This is a genomic window from Pseudomonas taiwanensis, assembly GCF_013393345.1.
Lineage (GTDB): Bacteria > Pseudomonadota > Gammaproteobacteria > Pseudomonadales > Pseudomonadaceae > Metapseudomonas > Metapseudomonas resinovorans_C.
Genome location: NZ_QJRF01000030.1, coordinates 194,127 through 214,903, shown reverse-complemented (window position 1 = coordinate 214,903; position 20,777 = coordinate 194,127). Strand labels below are relative to the sequence as shown.

The following is a 20,777-nucleotide window of genomic DNA, read 5'->3' as shown; positions in this document are numbered from 1 at the left end:
GCACCACCCGCTGCCAGTGCAGAGGGCGTGCACGTGGACCTGGCCGAGCTGATCGACATGCGCCACCGGGTCCGCGAAGTGCAGCTGTTCTCCAGCCCCGCCCGGCGCAGCCCTTTGATCGGCCTGCACCACTCCAAGCTGCGTGGCCGCGGCGTGGACTTCGACCAGGTGCGTATCTACCAGGCCGGCGACGACGTGCGCACCATCGACTGGCGCGTCACCGCGCGCACCCAGGAGCCGCACACCAAACTGTTCCACGAAGAGCGCGAGCGGCCGGTATTCATCATGGTCGAGCAGAGCCAACGGCTATTCTTCGGCACTGGACTGGTATTCAAGTCGGTGCTCGCCGCGCAGGCCGCCAGCCTCATTGGCTGGGCTGCCCTGGCCCACAATGATCGGGTCGGCGGGCTGGTGTTCAGCGACCACGACCACCACGAGATCAAGCCCCGACGCAGCAAGCAGAGCCTCCTGCAACTGCTGAACCGTCTGGCCCGCGCCAACCAGGCCCTCGGCAGCCCGAGCGGTGCCCAGCGCGAAGGTTTCAGCCTGGCCCTGCGCCGCGCCCGCGAGGTACTGCGTCCGGGCAGTCTCGTCGTGATCCTCTGCGACGAGCGCACCCTCTCCGACACCGCCGAGCAACAGATCAGCCTCCTCTCGCGTCACACCGACCTGATCCTGATGCCGGTTTCCGATCCGCTGGACCATGCGCTGCCGGCCGCCGGCCTGCTGCGTTTCGCCGAGCACGGCGCCCAGCTGGAACTGGACACCCACGCCAGCGACCTGCGCCAGGCCTATCGCGAAATGGGCGATGCCCGAGCCGCACGCTGGGAGCGCCTGGCCCAGCGGCTGGGGGTTCTGTTGCTGCCGCTGTCCACCCAGGAAGACATGATCGAACAACTGCGCGACTACCTGATGCATCGGGGTGGCGCACGATGAACCCGCTCGACGGTCTCGAACCCCTGATCGCACCAGCCCCCATTCCCTGGTGGCCGCCCGCACCCGGCTGGTGGTGTCTGCCGCCCCTGCTCGCCCTGCTGGGATGGCTCTTGTGGCGCTGGTGGCAACGCAGGACACAGTCGTCCATCGTGGACGTCGAACAGCCACTGGACCCGCTTCGCCAGGCCGCCCTGGAGGAACTGGCGCGTCTGCCCAAGCCCTACGACGGCGCACCCGCCGGACCCTGGCTGCAGGAGCTCAACGGCCTGCTCAAACGTCTTTGCCGCATGCACTATCCCGGAGACCAGAGTCATACCCTGAGCGGCCGCGCCTGGCTGGCCTACCTCGACAACCGCTGCCCAGCCGCCGGCCTGACACGCTGGATGTTGCTGGTCGAAGGTGCCTACCGCCCGCAGTGCAAACTGGACGACAAGGCCATTGCCGGCCTTTACCAGTCCGTCGAGACCTGGATCCGCAAGCATGTTTGAGTTCGCCTGGCCCTGGATGTTTCTCCTTGCCCCGCTGCCCTGGGTGTTGCGCCTGCTATTGCCGCCGGCGGACAGCGGTGAAGCGGCGTTGAAGGTGAGTTTCCTCGCCGACCTCGAAGGCCTGGTGGGCCGGCGCGCCCGGGCCAACCTACCCGCCTGGCGTCAACAAGCCCCCTTCGCCCTGCTCTGGCTGTTGCTGCTCTGCGCCGCCGCGCGTCCGGAATGGGTCGGCGAGCCACAACCGCTACCCACCAGCGGCAGGGACCTGCTACTGGCGGTGGACGTGTCCGGGTCCATGGACTACGCCGACATGCAATGGGAAGAGGAAACCGTGAGCCGACTCACCCTGGTGAAACACCTCATGGGCGAGTTCATCGACGGCCGTCGTGGCGATCGCATCGGCCTCATCCTGTTCGGCAGCAAGGCGTACCTGCAGGCCCCCCTGACGTTCGACCGCCAAACCGTGCACACCTGGCTCGACGAGGCCCTGATCGGCATCGCCGGCAAGAACACCGCCATCGGCGACGCCATCGGCCTGGCGGTGAAACGCCTGCGCCAGCGTCCGGCCGACAGCCGCGTGCTGGTATTGATCACCGATGGCGCCAACACCGGCGGCGAGATCGACCCGCTGACCGCCGCGCGCCTGGCGGCCGAAGAGAAGGTGAAGATCTACACCATCGGCATCGGCGCCGATCCGGAGCAGAGTGACGTACTCGGCATCCTCGGCCTCAATCCGAGCATGGACCTCGACGAGCCGACCCTCACCGCCATCGCCGAACAGACCGGCGGCGCATACTTCCGCGCACGTAACAGCAAAGAGCTGGAGGAAATCGAGGAAAGCCTCGACCGCCTGGAACCGGTGACCCAGCGCGCCAGCCAGGCCCGCCCGGCGTTTTCCCTGTACAGCTGGCCCCTGGCCGGCGCGCTGCTGCTGAGCATCCTGCTGGTCTGCCACGTGCTCTGGCCCCATGCCCTGCAACAACGCCCGCACTGGCTGGGGAGGCGCCCATGATGGAGCTCTGGCCCCACTGGCTGCGCCCCGCATGGCTGCTTCTGCTACCACCGATGGGCTGGCTGCTCTGGCAGCTCTGGCACCGCGAACGGCGCAGCGGCCGCTGGGAGCAACTGCTGCCGCGTGCTTTCCAGCCCTGGCTGCTCAGCGGCGGCAGCCAGCGCAACAACCGGCTGCCCTGGCTCGCCCTCGGTCTGGCCTGGCTGCTGTGCCTGCTGGCCCTGCTCGGCCCCACCTGGCAACAGATGGAACAGAGCACGCAGAAGCGCGCCGACCCGCTGGTCGTGATGCTGGAGCTGACACCATCGATGCTCGCCGGCGACATCGCGCCCAGCCGCCTCGAACAGGCCAAACGCAAATTGCGTGACCTGCTGGACGCGCGCCGCGACGCGCAGACGGCGATCGTCGTCTATGCCGGCAGTGCCCACAGCCTGGTCCCGCTCTCCGACGACCTGATGACCAGCCTCAACCTGATCGAATCCCTGAAGCCCTCGATCATGCCGCAGCAAGGGCATCGTGCCGACCTGGCCGTCGCCAAGGCGCTGAAACTGCTGGAACAGGGCGCGCTGGGTCAGGGACGGCTGCTGTTGATTACCAGCGGCCTCGACGAAGAAGAGCAAACCGGAATCCGCAAGGCCCTCGGATCACGCGCCGAGCGCCTGGTCATCCTGGGCATCGGCACCGCGGCTGGCGCCCCCATCGCCCAGGAAGACGGTGGCTTCCTCAAGGACGAACAGGGCGCCATCCTGCTGCCCAAACTCGACGGCTCCCAACTGCGCCGGTTCGCCGCGAGCCTGGGCGGTCGCTACGCCGAAGTCCGCCTGGACGAAGGCGACCTGCGCAACCTGGAGCTGCTCGATGGCCCCAGGAGCCTGCGCGAGAGTGGCGAGATCGCCCGTCTCGCGGCCTGGGCCGATCAGGGTCACTGGTTGTTGCTGCCCCTGCTGCTCATCGCCGCCTGCGCCGGTCGCCGTGGCTGGCTGTTCTGCCTGCCGCTGCTGCTGGTACTTCCGCAGCCGAGCCTGGCCATGGATTTCGAAGACCTCTGGCTGCGCCCTGACCAGCAAGGCCACCGTCTGCTGGAGGCTCAGCAACCCGAGGAAGCAGCCAGGCGCTTCAGCGATGCGCGCTGGCAGGGCGTGGCCCTCTATCAGGCTGGCGATTACACGGAGGCCGCGGCGCGTTTCGCCCAGGGCGATACGGCGGCCGACCACTACAATCGCGGCAATGCCCTGGCCTGGGCCGGCGAACTGGAAGCGGCGATAGACGCCTATGATTCGGCCTTGCAACGCCAGCCGGACCTCGTTCCAGCAACGAAGAACAAGGCACTGGTGGAAGACCTGCTGCGCCAGCGCGAGGCCGAGCGCGAAGCTGGCGACCAGGCATCGCAGAACGCTGAAAAGCAGGCTGGCCAGAGCAGCGAGGCAAAGGCTGCGCAACAGGCAGGCGAACAGAACCCCGAGCAGAACGCTGCGCAACAGGCTGGCAACGAAGCCCAGGCAGCTGGATCGACGCGACCGGGCCAGGGCGGCACCGCCGAGCAAGCCACCTCCCAGGACGCTACGCAAAGCCAGTCCGCCAGTAACGAACCCCTGGGGGACGAGCGTCGCCAGGCCCTTGAACAATGGCTGCGGCAGATTCCGGACGATCCGGCCGAGCTGCTGCGCCGCAAGTTCTGGTACGAACAGCAACAGCGCCAGGAAGAACAGTGATGACGCGCCTGCTATGCACCCTACTCCTCAGCCTGACGGCACTGGCAGCGCAAGCCGCCGGCTTCACCGCGTCCGTCGACCGCACGCGGCTGAGCGAAGGTGAAACCGTCGAGCTGACCCTCGAGTCCTCCGACCCGACCCTGTTCGGCAAGCCCGATCTGACACCGCTGAACGACACCTTCGATGTGCTCGCCACGCGCCAGATCAACCAGCTCGGCACCTTCAACGGCAAGAACGACCGCGCCACCCGCTGGATCATCACCCTGCAGCCGAAGCAGGCCGGCTTCGTCACCATCCCGGCGCTGAAGCTGGGCGACGTTCACAGCGCGCCCATCACCCTTAACGTCCAGAAGGCCGAGAAAAGCGACACGTCCGGCGGCAGCAACCTGGCCCCGGTCTTCATCGACGCCAGCCTCGACCAGGAAAGCGTCTACGTACAGGCGCAGGCCATCCTCACCCTGCGCATCTACCATTCTGTGTCGCTCTACGACGACAGCAGCCTCAGCCCGCTGCAGATGGACGACGCCCGCGTCGAGCAACTGGGCGATCCGCGCACCTACGAGAAAGAGATCAATGGCGTTCGCCATGGCGTGATCGAAGTGCGCTACGCGGTCTTCCCGCAGAAGAGTGGCGTCCTGAACATTCCCCCGCAGGTGTTCAGCGCGACCCTGGTCGATCCGGGTAGCGATACCGGCTATCAGCCCTTCGGCCCTCGCCCGGGCAAGCTGACCCGGGTGAACTCGCCGCGCATTCCCCTGACTGTCATGCCAAAGCCCGCCGAGTACCCGGCCGATGCCCCCTGGCTGCCCGCGCGCAACCTGACCCTGGCCGAGTCCTGGAGCCCCGATCCCGCAAGCGTGCAAACCGGTGACTCGCTGACCCGCAGCCTGATGCTGAACGTGGAAGGCCTCTCCAGCGCGCAGATCCCGCCGCTGCCGGCGACACAGGCGAAAGGCTTGCGCCGCTATCCCGACCAGCCACAGCTGGGCAACAAGACCGACGACCGGGGACTCCTTGGCAGCCGCGAAGAGCGCGAAGCCCTGGTGCCCACCACCAGTGGCCGCCTGGAACTGCCGGCGGTGACGGTGACCTGGTGGAACACCCGTGACAATCGCCTGGAGCGCAGCGAAATTCCGGCGCGCACCCTGGAAGTCGCCAGCAACCCGGAACTCGAATCAGCGCCAGCGTTGTCCGTGGGCACACAGGTCGGCAACGCCATTGGCCAGGCGCGTCTCTGGCCCTGGCAGCTCGCCACCGCGCTGCTCGCCTGCACGACCCTGCTGGGCTTCGGCCTCTGGTGGCGCGCGCGTCGCCAACCCGCAATCCTGCCCACCATCCAGACTGGTCCGAGTCCCCGCACCCTGCTGGATGAACTGCGCCGGGCCTGCCAGTCCAACGATCCCCACGCGACGCGCCAGGCCCTGGACAACTGGGCTCGCCAGCACCCGGAAACCCTCGCTGACATGGCCGCCCGCTTCGTGCCGCTGTCCGATGCCATGGACGGACTCAACGGCGCGCTGTACAGCGAAGCCGGCCTGCACTGGCAGGGCGAAGACCTCTGGAAAGCCATCCGCGCCCTCCCCGCCCTCGTGGTGGAACAGCAAACCACAGGCGAGCCAAGCCAGCTGCCGCCGTTGTATCCGCGCTGAGAGCCAGCACAGTCGCAGCCTCGCTTACTTTTAACTGTAGGAGCGAGCTTGCTCGCGAAGGATCGTGCCCGGGCTGTTCGCGAGCAAGCTCGCTCCTACCAGTCAGCATCCTGGATGAAGTCCGGGAGAATCCTCGATCTGGATCGTTGGGCTTCGCTGCGCTCTGCCACAACCTACCGCATGCACAGACGGCCTTTCTGTAGGAGCGAGCTTGCTCGCGAAGGATCGTGCCGAAGCTGTTCGCGAGCAAGCTCGCTCCTACCAGTCAGCATCGGTGCTCGCTTGTGGAGGCGAATTCATTCGCTAAGCAGGCCGTAGGTTGGTCCGAGCAGAGCGAGGCCCAACGCGGGGATTCGACCTGGATCGTTGGGCTTCGCTGCGCTCTGCCACAACCTACCGCATGCACAGACGGCCTTTCTGTAGGAGCGAGCTTGCTCGCGAAGGATCGTGCCGAAGCTGTTCGCGAGCAAGCTCGCTCCTACCAATCAGCATCGGTGCTCTCTTGTGGAGGCGAATTCATTCGCCAAGCAGGCCGCAGGCCTGCCGTAGGTTGGTCCGAGCGGAGCGAGGCCCAACGTGGGGGTTCGACCATGAACGGGCGCCCATAAAAAAACCGCGGCCTGGGCCGCGGTTTTTCATCCAGCTGATTCGGATCAGTGGGCCAGCAGCGAACCACCGACCTTGCCCGCCAGTTTCTCGGGCTTGATCAGGAAGCGCGCCAGGGCCGGCAGCAGCCACAGGGCACCGAACATGTTCCAGAGGAGCATGAAGGTGAGCATCAGACCCATGTCGGCCTGGAACTTGATGGCCGAGAAGATCCAGGTGGCAACACCGATCGCCAGGCAGAGGCCGGTGAAGAGCACCGCCTTGCCGGTGGACTTCAGGGTCTGGTAGTAGGCTTCTTGCAGCGGCAGGCCGGCACGCAGGAAGCTTTCCAGGCGGCTGTAGATGTAGATGCCGTAGTCGACACCGATACCCACGCCCAGTGCGATCACCGGCAGGGTCGCGACTTTCACGCCGATACCCAGCCAGGCCATCAGCGCGTTGCCCAGCACCGAGGTGAGGATCAGCGGCAGCACGATGCACAGGGTGGCGGCGATGGAGCGGAAGGTGATCAGGCACATCACGGCAACGCAGATGTACACCAGGATCAGGATGGTCAGCTCGGCCTGGGCGATCACCTCGTTGGTGGCCGCTTCGATACCGGCGTTACCCGCTGCGAGGAGGAACTGCAGGCCATCCTTGTTGTGGTCCTTGGCGAATTCCTCTACGGCGGTCACGGCACGGGTCAGCGTCTCGGCCTTGTGGTCGTTGAGGAACACCAGCACCGGGGCCAGCGAGCAGTCGGAGTTGTACAGGCCTTCAGCACGGCTGATGGAGTTGTTCAGCACGTCCTGGTTGCGGGACAGGGTTTCCCACTTCAGGTTGCCTTCGTTCATCCCTTTGATCACCTGCTTGGAGACGGTGACCATGGAGATGGCAGACTGCACGCCCGGAGTGTTCTCCATCTTCCACATCAGCTCGTCCACCGGCGCCAGGGTCTCATGGGTGGAGCAGCCTTCGGGGCCGGTCTTGACCATGACTACCAGTACGTCGGAGCTGGTGGAGTAGTTGTTGATGATGAAGTTGTTGTCCTGGTTGTAGCGCGAGTCCGGACGCAGTTCCGGTGCACCCTGGTCCAGGTCGCCGATCTTCAGGTTCTGGCCGTACCACAGGCCGCCACCGAAGGCGATCAGGGCGATGACCACGGAGATCGGTGCCACGACCGGGTGAGCGAAGTTGGACAGCAGGCGCCAGAACGGATGGTCGCGCACCGCGTCCTTCTTGCTGCGCTCGATGGCCTTCTTGCTGATGCCAACGTAAGAGATCGCAACCGGCAGCAGGATCAGGTTGGTGAAGACGATCACCGCCACACCGATGGAGGCGCCGATGGCCAGCTCGCGGATCACGCCGATGTCGATGATCAGCAGGGTGATGAAGCCCACGGCGTCGGCGAGGATGGCGATCATGCCCGGCAGGAACAGCTGGCGGAACGTGCGCCGTGCTGCGGTCAGGGCGTTATCGGCGTCACTGGATTGCAGGGCGATACCGTTGATCTTCTGCACGCCGTGGGAAATACCGATGGCGAAGATCAGGAAGGGCACCAGCATCGAGTACGGGTCGAGTCCGAAGCCCACGGAGTGCATCAGGCCCAGCTGCCAGATCACCGCCACCAGGGTGGTGGAGAGCACGGCGATGGTGCTGCGGATGCACCAGGTGAACCAGTACAGCAGAACGAGGGTGATGAAGAAGGCGATGCCGAAGAACATCACCACCATGATCAGGCCGTCGATCAGGTCACCCACCTTCTTGGCGAAGCCAACCACGTGGACCTTCACGTTGGGGTTCTGGGCCTGGTACTTGTCACGGATCTTCTCTTCCAGCTCATGGGAGAACTGGCGGTAGTCGAGCTTCATCAACTTGCCCTGGTCGTTCGGGTCCGGATAGGACTCGAGCAGCGGCACGTCGACGATGCTGGACTTGAAGTTGTTGGCCACCAGGCGCCCGATCTGGCCGGACTTGAGTACGTTGTTGCGCAGCTCTTCCAGGCTGGCTTCCGAGCCGTCGTAGGTCTGCGGAATGACCTCACCACCGGCGAAGCCCTCCTCTGTCACTTCAGTCCAGCGTACGCTCGGACTCCACAGCGACTTCAGGCCGGAACGATCCACACCGGGAATGTAGAAGACCTCGTCATGGATCTGACGCAGGGTTTCCATGTACTCCTTGCTGAAGATGTCGCCGTTGACCGCTTCCACCGAGATACGCACGGTGTTGCCGAGGTTGGCCAGGTCATTGCGGTGTTCCAGCATCTTCTGGATGTACGGATGATGCAGCGGGATCATCTTCTCGAAGCTGGTGGACGGCCGTACGTGCATGGCCTGCCAGAAGAGGAAGATGCTCACCAGCAGGCAGATGACGATCACCGCCGGCCGGTTGTTGAAGATCAGGCGCTCCAGAAAGGTCGCCTTGTCCTGGTGATGGGTACTCATCGAAACTCTCCGCCTTTCTTATAGTTGGCCCAGCTCGGCGCCGGTCGGGGACGCTACGCGTACACCGCCCTGTCCCACCAGGATCAGGTTGCCTTTCTCGTCGGCGATGACGCTGGCCAGCGACATACGATCGCTGCGGTTCACCACGGCGAAGGTGCGACCGCTGTCGATGCTCTTCAGCACGCTGCCGCCATGACCGACCACCACCAGGCTGCCATCGGGCAGCAGTGCCCCGCCGGACAGGCCGAACTCCAGTTCACCGTTGCCGGCTTTCAGCGGGATGGTCTCCCAGGTGTTGCCGAAGTCGGTGGAACGGAACAGGTGGCCGCGCAGGCCGTAGGCGACGACCACGCCCGGCTCGGCAGTGCCGAGTGCGCCGAACAGCGAGCCCTCGTACGGGCCTTCGAGGCGCTCCCAGGTTTCACCCCAGTCGGCGGAACGGAACATGCTGCCCGCCTCGCCCACCACAAACAGGCCGGAATCTTTCACGGCGGCGATGGCGTTGAGGTGGTACTGGTCTTCGTTGTCGAGGCGGTCGCTGACGTCTTCCCAGTTCTTGCCACCGTCGCGGGTGGTCAGCAGGGCGCCGTAGGAGCCCACGGCAAAGCCGGTGCTCGCGTCCTTGAACCAGACGTCCAGCAGCGGCGCTTCGCGCTGCAGGTCTTCGAACTGGAGGGTCCAGGTCGCGCCGCCATCCTGGCTGGCAAGGATCTGTGCGTCGTGGCCGACGGCCCAGCCTTGCTTGTCATCGACAAAATAGACAGCAGTGAGCATCTGGCGGGTAGGCACTTTGGCCTGGGACCAGGACTTCCCGTTGTCGTCGGAATAGAGAATGTGGCCACGGTCGCCAACGGCCACCAGGCGTTTGCCGGCATGGGCAACGTCGAGCAGGAGGCTGCTCACGGCCTTGGGCGATTCAATGGAGAGGACGGGCGCATCAGCGGCCAGCGCGGATACGGAGACGGGCGCAGCGGCTACAGCAAGGACAGAGAGCACACTGAACAGCGAGAGCGCTTTGGCCAGCGGCGAATGAAAGCGGAACGTCGGCTTGTGGAGATTTTCCACGGCAAGGCCTGACGGGGTGCGCCGCATGACGGGCTCACTCATACACCTTTCCCCTTTTTGTTATAGGTGGATGCTGCCCAGGGCAGGCAGCGCCCTAATCCTAGCCAGCTTTGGAAAGCGTGCACAATCAGCGGGACGTTATGTTTTGTTAAGCGCTGGTGGCGCTCTGTAACACGGCATTCCCGTTCCCCAAAAGAAAAAGGCCGCTACACGTAGCGGCCCTTTTTGTGGAGCTTCAAGCGATCAACGAGTACCGCGGCGACGCAGGGCGGACGGCTTGAAGTAGCCATCGTCCGGAGTGGCCTGGGTAAAGTCGATGGTGGTCGGCTCTTCGTTGTCCAGGTTCTGCACGTGGTAGCGACGGGCCTGCAGGTCGTGGAACACGTCGAGTGCGGACCAGGTGGTCGGCAGGTCGTAGTAGTTCTTCAGGTACGCCACCGATACGCGCCACAGTTCACCACGGCCGTCGTACTGGTCGACCACAGCGGCTTGCCAGCTGTCCTCGTCGAGGAACAGGGTGCGCTTGGAGTAGATGTGGCGGGCGCCCGACTTCAGGGTGCCTTCCACGACCCACACGCGGTGCAGTTCGTTACGGGTAAAGGCCGGGTTCAGGTGGCCGGGCTGCAGCAGGTCCTTGTACTTAACCTCAGGGCTGGAAACCTTGTAGTTGTTGTACGGGATGTAGATTTCCTTCTTGCCCACCAGCTTCCAGTCGTAACGGTCCGGAGCGCCGTTGAACATGTCGGTGTCGTCGGCGGTGCGCAGGCCGTCGGCAGCGGCGATCGGAGTGTCGTAGGCGAGGTTCGGTGCGCGGCGAACGCGACGCTGGCCGGCGTTGTAGCCCCAGGCCTGACGCGGTTCCTTCACCTGGTCGAGGGTTTCATGGACCAGGGTGGCACCACCCGCCAGGCGAGCCGGGCTCTTGGTGAAGGACAGGTAGTAGAACAGGATGTTGTTCAGGTCGGCGTAAGTACCTTGCGGGTTGTAGTACTTGAACCGGGCTTCCTGCTGCGAGGTCACCAGGGAGTAGTCGCCATTGCGCTGCACGGCCACTTCCGAAGCGCGGCGCACGATGTAGGAGCCGCGATAACGGGTGATGTGGTTCCAGAGGGCCTCGACGCCATTCTGCGGGATCGGGAACGGGATGCCGCCATAGGCATCGGAGAAGCCGTTGCCGCCGTCCAGCAGTTTGGCGGTGGTGGCGTTCTTGACGGTGTTGTCATACACCCACTGCGGCGCAGAGCCGGAGCGGCGGGTCTGGTACACCGGCATCTGGAAGCTGTTCGGGTAGGCGTTGAACAGGGCGATCTGACCTGGAGTCAGGTTGGCCTTGTACTGGTCCAGGTTCGCCTTGGTGATGGTGAACAGCGGTTTGTCTTCCGGGAACGGGTCCGGGTGGTGCTGGCCGGACTTGTAGCCAGCCGGAGCCTGGGTGATACCACCGGTCCAGGCCGGGATGGTGCCGGCAGCGTTGCCGGCCTTCTCGGCACCGAAGGGGGTCAGGCTGGCGCCGAGTTTGGTGGCGTCCTGGGCCGAAACCGAGGCCAGGGCGCTGCTGGCGGAGAGCGCCAGGGCGACCGCGGCGCTAATCAGCGAAAGCTTTTTCAGCATGGGGGTTCTCCGTGATGAGTCTGTATCGGGCGCCCCGGGGCGCCCGTATTGTTCTTGTTGGGATTAGAACGAGTACTTGACGTTGACGCCGATGTTGTCGCGGTCACGTACCGAGTTGTTCTGGCCGCCGCCGTAGAACTCGGTGTACTGGAGTTCGGCTTCCAGACTGTTCAGGTAGGTTGCCTTGACGCCCAGGGTGTAAGCCTTGCGGCCTTCGATGAAGCTGCCGGTCTGGTAGGAGTTGCCCTCGAAGTCGTCCTTGTAGACGACGTAGGGGGAGATGTTCACGCCGGCATAGACGTCGTTCCAGGTACCGGACACCAGCAGGGTGTAGCCGTAGGCGTTCTTGTTGACCTGATCGTCACGCTCGCCGCCGGAGACGTAGGAGTTGTTGCCACGGCCGGAGTAGTAGCGCTTCTGGCCGTTGAACGCGGTGTACTGCAGGTCGCTGCCGCGCAGGTGCTCGGAAGCCAGCTCCGCCACGCCGATCAGCGAGTCGAAGGACAGCGACGGACCGAAGTTGTAGATGGTGCCCAGGGAGGTATTGAAGGCTTCTACGCGTTCGGAGTTGTGGATCGAGTCACCCAGTTGCACGTCCTGACCGCCGATGTTGACGGTGCGGCCCGACGCCAGTTGCGGCGCCTGGAGCAGCAGGTCGCCCAGCAGGTCGTTGGTGGTGGCGATGCCGATCGGCAGGTTCGGGCGGTAGGCCAGTTCACCAAACACCGAAGCGTCGCCCACGGTGGTGTTGAAGCTGAAGCCGTACATGCGGATGTCTTCGGCGTATTCACGCTGTGCTTGCACGGCGTTCGCCACATCCATAGTCGCCAGGCCGCCGGCTGCGGTAGTAGCAGCGGTAGTCAGCGCGTTGGAATAAGCACGCGCCAGGGCCGGGTTCAGCGCCGGGTTGGCCAGCACTGCGCGCAATTGAGCGACCGAGATACCCGCCTGGGCTGCAACTGCCTGCTGAACCTGCGGAGCGATCGCGGTAGAAGCGGCGCCAGCGATCTGGGCAAGGTTCAGACCCGCATAATCACCCAGGTTTGCCGCGATGGTCGGCTCTTTGGCGTGGTAGTTGACGAAGTAGAAGCCGAACTCGGTGGAGTTCAGTTCTTCAGCGATATAGCGGAGAGCCACACCGAACTGGCCGTCGTTCTTGGCGTTGATGTCCGGACCGATCGAGGCCACCTTGATCACGCCATTCGCGTCTACGTTGCGGCCGCCCTGAAGGCCACCGATACCTGCAGCGCTCAGGCCACCATAGAGGGGGGCGAGCGGTTGCAGCGCAGGCTGGGTGGAGTACGCGGTATTACCGCCATCAGCGAACAGGTCGGTCTCGGAGTAATAGGTGCCAACCGGGTCGATGGCCGATTCTTTCCAGTTCCACTGGTAGAAGGTTTCCATCGACAGGTTTTCGGTCAGGCCGACGTTGAAGCTCAGCGCCTCGACCGGTACCAGTACTTCCTTCAGCTCGGAGCCCGGCAGGCGGAACTTGGCGGCGTCGACCGGGTTGGTGGTGTTCACGCCACCGCGGTAGAAGATGCCCTCACCCCAGTTGAACACCTGCTTGCCGACGCGGCCGGTGACCGGCATGTCGGCCACGTCCCAGTTGCCATAGAGGTAGGCGTCGAGGATCTGCGCATCACGACCGGCCTTGTGGCGGGTTTCGTAAGTGAAGCTGTCGTCCTTCGGGAAGTTCTGGCTCGGCTGGACCGGGTTGTTGTTGTCCAGGTAGTCGTTGCGCTTGTCCATGATCTGGGTGTCATAGAAAGCGGTGCCACGAACGAACATGCCGTAGTTCTTGTAGGTCGCTTCCAGGTCGGAAGTGATCTTGTAGACCTCGGAGACCAGGCCGGTATCGAAGTTGCGGTTACCGTCGTTGGTGTTGATGTCGTTGTTGGTCTTGTCCTGGCCCTGTACGCGCCACAGCTGGCCGTAGGAAACAGTGGTATCCAGGGAACCGGAAATTTCGTCGTTGGCGAAGCTGAATTCCACCGCCTGGGCCTGGGCGGCTACCAGGATCGGCAGGATACCGGCAAAGGCGAAACCTGCCTTGGCCGGCGCGAAACGCAACGTGGGCTTGCGGGACTTGAGCTCCATCGAGTCTTACTCCGTGGACTGATCACTTTGTTATTGGCAGCCCGTCAGGCGGGCTTGTTTGTCCAGCCGCTTGGCGGCCTTGTTTGGCTTCGGCAGGAAATCCCCAGCGCAGAGCGCACCCCGCTTCGAATTGCACCGAAACGGGGCCAAATCTCCAGCGGCGTTGCAACCATGGTGCCAATTCGCAAATGAGCGTCAGAAAAGTTCCGCGAGCTTCACGACAAATTTTTGTCAAACAAGTGACTGATCATCCACTGATCAATTCCGATTTTTCTGTCCGATCTTGTCGGACGATCTGGCTCGATTTGTCACTCAAGATCACACTTGAAGGGCATGTACGTTCATACCAAAAGCTGTCTGGTCAAGCCTTTTGTGGGCTTTTAAGACTGCTTGCGCATAACAAGGCGCCGATTCATTTCTTTGAGTAACAAAAAAGTGTTACCGGAACTAACCGGTAACACTTCTTGAAAGAGAGATTTCGGAGGGATGACAGCCCGATTACACGGGCTGTCAGAGGTGCGTCAGGCGAGGCTCTTGCTGACCACTTCGAAGACGTCGCTGGAGAGTTCGCCGGAGGCGAGGATGCGCTCCAGTTCAGCTCTCATCAGCTGCTGGCGACCAGCGTCGTACTTGCGCCAGCGGGTGAGCGGCGCCAGTTGGCGGGAAGCGATCTGCGGGTTAAGGGCATTCAGCGTGATCACATGGTCGGCGAGGAAGCGGTAGCCGGCACCATCGGCGCGATGGAAGTTCACCAGGTTCTGGTTGGCGAAGGCACCGATCAGGGCACGCACCTTGTTCGGGTTCTTCAGGGTGAAGGCCGGGTGATCCATCAGTGCCTTGACCCGCTCCAGGCCGCCCGGCAGGCCGCAGCCGGCTTGCACGCTGAACCACTGGTCCATCACCAGCGGATCTTCCTTGAAGTACTCGGCGAAGCGCTCGAGGGCCTCTGCCTTTTCCTTCTCGAAGCCCGAATTGACCAGCACGGCCAGGGCCGACAGGCGCTCGGTCATGTTGTCGCAGTCGCTGAACTGCTCCTGGCAGGCCTCCAGCACTTCCGGCTTGCCGCTCTGCATCAGGTAGGAAAGCGCGATGTTCTGGAGGGTGCGTCGAGCGATATGCGCCGCCTCGGCCACGTAGCCGGTTTCGCGAGACGACCCACGGTTGGCCTGGAAGCGGGCCAGCAGCGGCTGGAACAGGCCTTCGCCGATGGACTGGCGGACGAATTCGCGTGCGGCGTGGATGGCATCCACGTCGGCCACTTCGCTGATTTCGGTGAGATAGGCCTCGCTCGGCAGGGACAGCATTTCCGCGACCATTGCCTGATCGAGCGACTCGTCCTCCAGCAGGGTGCGGAAGGCGGTGATCAGGCGCGGGTCCAGCACCAGCTTCTCGCCGCGCTGATGCTGGCCGATCAGCTCCTGCAATACCTGCACCGACAGTTGCTGGCCGGCCTCCCAACGGTTGAAGCCGTCGGAGTCGTGCTGCATGAGGAACATCAACTGATCACGGTCGTAGGGGAAGGCGAGCTTCACCGGTGCGGAGAAACCACGCAGCAGCGACGGCAGCGGACGCTCGGCGATGTCGACGAAGGTGAAGGTCTGTTCGGCCTCGGTGACCGACAGCACGCGATTGCCGCCCAGCGCCTTGGCTTCGCCCGCGAGACGCAGCGGCAGGTCGTTGCCGGCGGCATCCAGCAGCCCCAGTTCCACGGGAATGACGAAGGGTTGCTTGTCCTTCTGGCCCGGAGTGGCCGGGCAGCTCTGGCGGAAGGTCAGGCTGTAGGTCTTCGCCGCTGCATCGTAGCTGTCTTCCACCTGCAGGCGCGGCGTGCCGGACTGGCTGTACCAGCGCTTGAACTGGGAAAGGTCGACGCTGTTGGCGTCTTCCATCGCCTTGACGAAGTCGTCACAGGTCACGGCCTGGCCGTCGTGGCGTTCGAAGTAGAGGTCGGTGCCCTTGCGGAAACCTTCGGCGCCCATGAGCGTGTGGATCATGCGCACCACTTCCGAGCCCTTCTCGTAGACGGTCAGGGTGTAGAAGTTGGAAATCTCGATGAAGGAATCCGGACGCACCGGATGGGCCATGGGGCCGGCGTCCTCGGCGAACTGGTTGGTACGTAGGAAGGCGACGTCTTCGATGCGTTTGACGGTGCGCGAGTTCATGTCGGCGGAGAACTCGGCATCACGGAATACGGTGAAGCCTTCTTTCAGCGACAGCTGGAACCAGTCGCGGCAGGTCACGCGGTTGCCCGACCAGTTGTGGAAGTATTCGTGTGCAACTACGGCCTCGACGCGCTGGTGCGCAGCGTCGGTAGCGGTCTCCGCCTTGGCCAGCACGCAGCTGGAGTTGAAGATGTTGAGCCCCTTGTTCTCCATGGCGCCCATGTTGAAGTCGTTGACCGCGACGATCATGAAGATGTCCAGGTCGTACTCGCGGCCATACACCTCTTCGTCCCAGCGCATGGACTTCTTCAAGCTGTCCATGGCGTGCTGCACCTTGTCGATGTTCTCCGGCTCGACGTAGATGCGCAGGGTCACGTCGCGCTTGCTCATGGTGTTGAAGACGTCTTCCACGCACCAGAGATCGCCCGCCACCAGGGCGAACAGATAAGCCGGTTTCTTGAACGGGTCTTCCCAGGTCGACCAGTGACGACCGCCCTCCTCCGCCCCGCTGGCCACTGGATTGCCGTTGGACAGCAGCACCGGATAGCGATGCTGCTCGGCGCTGACCGTGGTGGTGAACGTGCTCATCACGTCCGGGCGGTCCAGGTAGTAGGTGATCTTGCGGAAGCCTTCGGCCTCGCACTGGGTGCAGAACATCTTGCCGGACTTGTACAGGCCTTCCAGGGCCGTGTTGGTTTCCGGATGGATGCGCACGGTGCTGTCGAGGGTGAAGCTCGCGGCCACCGGCTGCAGGGTCAGATGGCTGTCGTCCACCTGGTAATCGGCGGCGCCCAGTTCGCGGTCGTCCATGGAGAGCGACAGCAACTCCAGCTGCTGGCCGTCCAGCACCAGCGGTGGCAGGCCCTCGGCCGCGCGCTCGGGGTTGCGGCGCATCACCAGCTGGGCGTGGACGAGGGTGTGATCCTCGTACAGCTCGAAGGTCAGGTTGGTCTCGTCGATCAGGTAATCCGGGGCCTGATAGTCCTTGAGGTAGATGACTTTCGGTTGCTCGGTGCGCATGGTCGTCTCTTCGATTACGGGGCGGCCCCGAAACCCTGGGCCGCGCATGATGAAAGGGGTCAAGGTCGGAGTATGGACTATTCCCCTGCCGACCTTATGCCGGAACCTACGCTGCGCTGATGGCCAACTGGTAGGCCGTGTACTTGCGCAGGTTGATCACGCCGGTATCGAGGATCAGGTACTGGCCCTTGATGCCCCGCAGCGTACCCTCCACCACTGGCGTCTTGTCCAGATCGAAGCTGACGACCTTGGTCGGATAGGCATCCACGGGATAGCTGATCTCGATGGGCTGGATATCCGTTACCGGCTGGATGGCCTGCAGGCCGAAGCGGTCCTGCAGGGCACGAACACCGTCGGCGAGCTGATCGAGGAGCTCGTCGCGAACAGCCGCCAGGTCCAGCGGCGGTGCCTCGCCCTTGAGCATCGCGCGCCAGTTGGTGCGGTCGGCCACCTTGCTGCGCAGCAGGTCTTCGACGAAGCCTGATTGCTGGCGGGTGGCCACGCGCAGGATCGGCAATGCCTGACTGGCGCCCTGGTCGATCCAGCGGGTCGGCACCTGGCTGGCGCGGGTGATGCCCACCTTGATGCCCGAGGAGTTGGCCAGGTAGACCACGTGGTCGGTCATGCAGAAGCGCTCGCCCCACTCCGGCTCGCGGCAGGTGCCCGCCTCGAAGTGGCACTTTTCCGGGCTGACGATGCAGCTGTCGCACTGTGCCAGCTTGGTGAAGCAGGGATAGCAGTAGCCCTGGCTGAAGCTCTTCTTCGTCTTGCGTCCGCAGTGGGTGCAATGAATGGCACCGAGGAATTCCAGGCGCAATTGCTTGCCGATCAGGGGATTCACCGCGATATCCGCCTCGTCGAGACGGAAGCCGTATTGCACCGGTGCTTCAAGGCGCACCGACATCTTGCTGAGTGCGCCGCGTCCTAGTTCCAGCATCAGTGAACCGAATTCGACTTGAACAGAAGGTTGGGGATGGGATCGGACTTGGAGCTGCACTCCTGCGGGCCCATGTAGCCGGTACGTTCTTCTTCCGGCAGATTCTTCAGCTCCCAGGCAATTACCGCCTGCAGCGACAGCTCCTTCTGTTCCTGGGTCAGCTTGCGGCCGTCCGGCCACTTGCCGATCTCAACGGCCAGCTTGAGGCTTTCGTAGACATCCTGGGTGATGTTGCTGATCAGATGGGCAAAAGACGACATGGGTGATTCGGGTCCTGGGAGTGGGACGGAGCGCGCATTCTACCGGCGCAGGCGCGCCAATGCACCGCCAAGCAGCCCGGTGGCGCAACCGGCGACCAGGCCACCCACGTGGGCGCCGTTGGCGATGGCACCGAACCCCAGGGCAGTGATCAGGCCGGACAGGCACACCAGCAGCCAGATCAGCATCATCACCATCACCCCCGGCGGCAGCCGGTAGGCTGGACAGGGCGCCAGGCGCTGGAACACCCAGCAGTGGCCAAGCAGGCCGTACAGCACGCCGGATAGCCCACCGAACAGCGATGCGCCGCTGACGAAATACTGTGTGTAATCCGACACGAGACTGAAGCCCAGGGTCAGCACCAGCAGCACCGGACCGCCCTGGCGCGACTCGATGCGGCGTCCCAGCTCCCAGAACCACATGCCGTTCATCGCCAGGTGCAGGATGCCGAAGTGGATCAGCATCGGCGTCACCAGTCGCCACCACTGCCCAGCAGCCAGGCCTTCGTCCAGGGAGGAGAAGTAGATGTAGTCGCCCTGGATCTCGAAGTCCTGGAAGCTCAGCCAGCGGATGACCGAGAAGTTGTCGCCCAGGTTGGTGAGCGCGGCGACCACCAGGGTGACCAGCAGCACCAGGCTGGTAATGGGGCGGGCCAGGAGCTCGGCGACGAAACCGGCGCGCGGCGCCTCCTGCGGCCTTTCCTGCTGAAGCTGGAAGTGCGGGTCGCCGTCGGGAAAGCGCGCATAGAGCCCGCGCACCTGCTCCGCCAGTTGCTGGCCCGGTACCCAGAGGACTTGCTCGCCGGACTCCTCGCTGACGCGGTAAGGCACTTCCAGCCGCTGCAGCAAGGCGATGAAACCGGAAAGATCCACATTCAGGGGTAGACGCAGGACTTCAATCGCACTCATTGGGGTTCCTCGGGGCGCTCCACTTCAACCCAGACGAACTTGTCCGGATCCAGCCGGCTTTCCTGGTCGAGCCGATAGGCCACCAGCTTGCCGTACATCACCGCGCTGTAATCCAGGCAGGCCAGGTTGCCGCGAATCGGCGCCGGCCGGCCGCGCCGCCAGTAGTGTCCGACGAACAGCATGGGCTCCTGCGGGCCGTAGCTGAGCAAGCGCGACTTGTGCGCCTTGGACAACGGCTGGCTGGCCACCTGTTCGGGCAGCGCATCAGGTTGGAACACCACGTCGCCATAGGTTTGCGGGTCTTCGGCCCAGAATTTGGTGCGGAACACCGAACGGGTGAAGCCGTCGCTGCCGGTCAGCGTCATGCCGCCGGGCAGCGGTAGGTCGGTGCCGCGCAGCAGGCGGTCGAACACGCGACTGGCAAAGCTGGTGGGGTCGGCCGCGGCCTTGATGAAGGCTTCGTTGATTCGCCCGTCCGGATGCATCTCGCGCAGGGCCGCGATCAGCTCACCGTCCCAGCACGCATGGACCATGCGGAAATGGCCACCGTCCAGGAACAGCGGCAGCTCATAGAACCAGCCGAGGAAGTCGTGCCAGTCCGCCGGATGGCCTTCGAACTGCTCCAGGGTTTCCTTGATCAGCCGGGTATGGCGCGGCGTGTGCTCACGGACGAAGTGACGGCCGCTACCGGGCGACGCGGGCGTGCTCCAGCCAAGCGCGTTGTACTCATGGTTACCCATGATGCACAGGGCCTGCCCGGCTTCCACCATGGCGTGGACCGTGTGCAGCGCCTCGCGGATGCGCGGGCCGCGGTCGATGATGTCGCCGAGGAACAGCGCCATGCGCTGCGGGTGCCGCCAGACACCACCCTGCTTGCGATAGCCGAGTCGGTCGAGCAGGCGCTCCAGGGTATGCGCGCAACCGTGGACGTCACCGATCAGATCGTAGCCACGTCCGGGATCGAGGCTCATCAGTCGCCTCCACCCAGTCGGCTGCCCCAGCCCAGCTTGGTCCGGCAGACCTCGTAGTAGTTGTGATCCAGCGGGTGGATCAGGCGCAGTTTCTGCGGCTTCTTGGCGACGGTAATGGTGTCGCCGGGCGCGCAGGTGAAGTGGTTCTGCCCGTCGCAGGACACCAGCGGATAGATCTGCAGGTTGGGCGATACGACGATTTTCAGCTCGCTGGTGCTGTCCACCACGATGGGGCGGCTGGACAGGGTATGCGGGTACATGGGCACGACGACGATGGCGTCGAGCTTGGGATGCATGATCGGGCCACCCGCGGACAGCGCGTAGGCGGTGGAGCCGGTCGGCGTCGCGATGATCAGGCCGTCGGCCTTCTGGCTGCAGACGAACTGGCCGTCGATATGCAGCTCGAACTCGATCATCCGCGTCGACTTGCCGGGGTGCAGCACCACATCGTTCAGCGCGTCGCCCTGGCCAATGGCCTCGCCATGGCGGCGCACCTCGGCCTCCAGCAGGAAGCGCGTCTCGACGCTGTAGCGGCCGTCGAGCACTTCGGCCACCTTCACTTCCAGCTCATCGGGACGTATGTCGGTCAGGAAGCCCAGGCTGCCCCGGTTGATCCCCAGCACCGGCACGTTGTGGCGCGCGAGGGCGCGGGCGGCACCGAGCATGCTGCCGTCGCCGCCGACGACGATCACCAGGTCGCAGACCTCACCGAGGATCTTCCGTGACGACGTCTGCAGGCCATGGCCCGGCAGCACTTCGGCGATGGTGTCTTCGAGGATGACGTGGAGATGGCGGTCCAGCAGGAATTTTTTCAGCCGGCGAATGGTGTCGAGCACATGGGAACTGCCCAGGCGACCGATGATGCCGATATTGCGGAATTGCTCCATGGGGCTCCAGGGCGGCATTGGCGGGGTGAGGA

Annotated in this window: 15 protein-coding genes; 5 read left to right on the top strand and 10 right to left on the bottom strand. The window is 64.0% G+C overall.

Annotated elements, in window-relative coordinates:
• The first annotated feature begins 57 nt into the window (after positions 1-57).
• Genes DM872_RS02255 through DM872_RS02235 form a run of 5 tightly spaced genes read left to right on the top strand, consistent with a single transcriptional unit; the run spans position 58 to position 5,797 of the window.
• Positions 58-936, top strand: coding sequence for a DUF58 domain-containing protein (locus tag DM872_RS02255; RefSeq protein ID WP_179058005.1), 879 nt, complete (start codon positions 58-60; stop codon positions 934-936).
• Positions 933-1,424: a DUF4381 domain-containing protein gene (locus DM872_RS02250; RefSeq protein WP_179057913.1), complete on the top strand. Its 492-nt coding sequence runs from the start codon at positions 933-935 to the stop codon at positions 1,422-1,424. The genes DM872_RS02255 and DM872_RS02250 overlap by 4 nt, the downstream gene beginning before the upstream one ends.
• Positions 1,417-2,436 (top strand): vWA domain-containing protein, encoded by a 1,020-nt coding sequence (locus DM872_RS02245; RefSeq protein WP_179057912.1) that lies wholly within the window; start codon positions 1,417-1,419, stop codon positions 2,434-2,436. The genes DM872_RS02250 and DM872_RS02245 overlap by 8 nt, the downstream gene beginning before the upstream one ends.
• Positions 2,433-4,148 (top strand): VWA domain-containing protein, encoded by a 1,716-nt coding sequence (locus DM872_RS02240; protein ID WP_179057911.1) that lies wholly within the window; start codon positions 2,433-2,435, stop codon positions 4,146-4,148. The genes DM872_RS02245 and DM872_RS02240 overlap by 4 nt, the downstream gene beginning before the upstream one ends.
• Positions 4,148-5,797: a BatD family protein gene (locus tag DM872_RS02235; RefSeq protein WP_179057910.1), complete on the top strand. Its 1,650-nt coding sequence runs from the start codon at positions 4,148-4,150 to the stop codon at positions 5,795-5,797. The genes DM872_RS02240 and DM872_RS02235 overlap by 1 nt, the downstream gene beginning before the upstream one ends.
• 653 nt (positions 5,798-6,450) lie before the next feature.
• On the opposite strand, the gene DM872_RS02230 is transcribed toward DM872_RS02235, so the two are convergent.
• The 10 genes from DM872_RS02230 to DM872_RS02185 form a co-directional block, all read right to left on the bottom strand.
• Entirely contained in the window at positions 6,451-8,826 is a 2,376-nt protein-coding gene (locus DM872_RS02230) for an efflux RND transporter permease subunit (protein ID WP_179057909.1), read from the bottom strand.
• Positions 8,827-8,844: 18 nt separating this feature from the next.
• Positions 8,845-9,933 (bottom strand): WD40/YVTN/BNR-like repeat-containing protein, encoded by a 1,089-nt coding sequence (locus DM872_RS02225; protein WP_373273672.1) that lies wholly within the window; start codon positions 9,931-9,933, stop codon positions 8,845-8,847.
• Between the two features lie 201 nt (positions 9,934-10,134).
• Complete coding sequence (locus DM872_RS02220) at positions 10,135-11,502, bottom strand: DUF1329 domain-containing protein (RefSeq protein WP_179057908.1); 1,368 nt, start codon at positions 11,500-11,502, stop codon at positions 10,135-10,137.
• A gap of 63 nt (positions 11,503-11,565) precedes the next feature.
• Positions 11,566-13,602, bottom strand: coding sequence for a DUF1302 domain-containing protein (locus DM872_RS02215; RefSeq protein ID WP_179057907.1), 2,037 nt, complete (start codon positions 13,600-13,602; stop codon positions 11,566-11,568).
• A 521-nt stretch (positions 13,603-14,123) separates the two neighbouring features.
• Positions 14,124-16,784 (bottom strand): aminopeptidase N, encoded by a 2,661-nt coding sequence (gene pepN, locus DM872_RS02210; RefSeq protein ID WP_179057906.1) that lies wholly within the window; start codon positions 16,782-16,784, stop codon positions 14,124-14,126.
• Positions 16,785-16,890: 106 nt separating this feature from the next.
• Positions 16,891-17,721 (bottom strand): DUF2797 domain-containing protein, encoded by an 831-nt coding sequence (locus DM872_RS02205; protein WP_179057905.1) that lies wholly within the window; start codon positions 17,719-17,721, stop codon positions 16,891-16,893.
• Positions 17,721-17,981, bottom strand: coding sequence for a YeaC family protein (locus DM872_RS02200; RefSeq protein WP_077525404.1), 261 nt, complete (start codon positions 17,979-17,981; stop codon positions 17,721-17,723). Before DM872_RS02200 ends, DM872_RS02205 begins: the two co-directional genes overlap by 1 nt.
• Positions 17,982-18,020: 39 nt before the next feature.
• Positions 18,021-18,887 carry a rhomboid family intramembrane serine protease gene (locus DM872_RS02195; protein ID WP_179057904.1) on the bottom strand — a complete coding sequence of 289 codons (867 nt, stop codon included), beginning with the start codon at positions 18,885-18,887 and terminating at the stop codon, positions 18,021-18,023.
• The gene (locus DM872_RS02190) at positions 18,884-19,858 is read right to left on the bottom strand and encodes a metallophosphoesterase (RefSeq protein ID WP_179057903.1); all 975 of its coding nucleotides are present in this window, start codon (positions 19,856-19,858) and stop codon (positions 18,884-18,886) included. Before DM872_RS02190 ends, DM872_RS02195 begins: the two co-directional genes overlap by 4 nt.
• The gene (locus tag DM872_RS02185; RefSeq protein ID WP_044875010.1) at positions 19,858-20,745 is read right to left on the bottom strand and encodes an NAD(+) kinase; all 888 of its coding nucleotides are present in this window, start codon (positions 20,743-20,745) and stop codon (positions 19,858-19,860) included. The genes DM872_RS02190 and DM872_RS02185 overlap by 1 nt, the downstream gene beginning before the upstream one ends.
• Positions 20,746-20,777 lie beyond the last annotated feature (32 nt).